The organism is Eubacterium sp. AM46-8 (genome assembly GCF_003466705.1).
In the GTDB taxonomy this organism is placed as follows: domain Bacteria; phylum Bacillota; class Clostridia; order Lachnospirales; family Lachnospiraceae; genus Lachnospira.
The window spans coordinates 1-1,685 of the sequence record NZ_QSEU01000036.1 but is presented as its reverse complement, the minus strand read 5'-3'; the positions used below and the strand labels follow the sequence as shown (position 1 = coordinate 1,685).

Below are 1,685 nucleotides of genomic sequence, written 5' to 3'. Positions count from 1 at the left end.
TTATATCCTGCTCCGAACTTATCTGTAACATTAATCTTTGTTGCATCTACTGGCTGTACGTTATCATTTACCCATATATTGTTAGTAAATGTCTCTGTCTTAGAGTCATCCTTAACTCCATCCTTGTAATACTCTACTGTATAAGATACTGCCTTTTTCTGGTCATTATCTCTTACATAGTATACGTTGATAACATCTCCGTCAGTTACTGTGTCAGGTATTGTTCCTGTTGCTGATGTATCTAACTTATATCCAACATACTTATCTGTTGTATTGATAGCTGTCTTATCTACAGTCATATTAGATGAAGCATTTACCCATACAGTATCTGTTTTTGTCTGCTGATCTTCAGTTACTTCTGTTCCATCCTTAAAGTACTTAACTGTATATGTGATGTTCTTTGTCTGACTTTCATCCTTTACATAATATACTCTGATTACATTCTGTGACTCATCAGTTGCTATTGTTAATGGAAGTCCTTCTACCTTTTCGAACTTATATCCAGTATCGCACTTATCTGTATAATCATTAACCACTGAATTATACTTTGCAGCACTCTTTTCTGTCTTTTCAGTGTTAATAATTCCATCATAGTAATACTCTACTGTATATGCATATGAGTTTGACTGATAATATACATTAATTACGTTAGCAGCTTCATTGATAGATATTACTAATGGTGAACCATCTGCCTTAACAAACTTAAAGCCTGGCTTTACCTTATCTGTATACTTTATTGTTGTTCCAAATGCTGCCTTATCATTAATTGTAGCACTCGTATCAATTACTCCATCATAGTAGTAATTAATTGTGTACTTAAACCAGTCTTTTACATAGTATACTCTGATTACATTCTTTGAAGCATCCGTTGTAATTGTAATTGGTGCTGTTGCTCTTTCAAACTTATATCCTGTTTCCTTCTTATCAGCATATGTATTTACCTGTGTATTATACTTAGCTTTAAATGTATCAGTCTTAGAGTTATCTATTACATCATCGAAATAATACTCTACTGTATACGCATATTCATTAGAAACATAATATACTCTGATTACACCATCATTACCTATTGTGTCAGGAATTACTCCAGTTGTGTCTGCATCAAATGAGAATCCTTCATACTTATCTGTTGTGTTAATAGCAGATTTTTCAACAGGTGCTTTTGTATCGTTAACCCAGATTTGCTTTGTTTCCTTCTGCTCATCTGCTGTTACTTCTACTCCGTCCTTAAAGTACTTAACTGTATATGTGATGTTCTTTGTCTGACTTGCATCTTTTACATAGTATACTTTAATTACGTTCTTTGACGCATCTGTTGTAATTGTTAATGGTAAATTCTCAGTCTTCTCAAACTTATAACCAGTCTTTTCTTTAGAATCATATGAATTTACTATAGTATTAAACTGAGATGTTTTATTCTCTGTAGCTGACTCATCCTTAACGCCGTCATAGTAATACTCTACTGAATATCCGTATGTATTAGCTCTATACTCAATAACAAGTATATTCTGGCTTTCATCTGAACCAATAGTTAACTTCTTATCAGCATCTACTACTGTATAACCTTCGATATTCTTCTTATCAGCTCCAACTTCTGTTCCAAACGTTGCTGACTTAGTATATCCAGGAACAAGTTCTGTATCTGTTCCTTCAATGACATACTTTACAGAATAATCAAATGTATC

At 33.1% G+C, this 1,685-nt stretch carries 1 protein-coding gene; it reads right to left on the bottom strand.

The features are described 5' to 3' along the window. Positions 1-1,685: hypothetical protein (locus DW963_RS13350; protein ID WP_158568733.1), on the bottom strand; the 1,685-nt coding region annotated here is incomplete at both ends.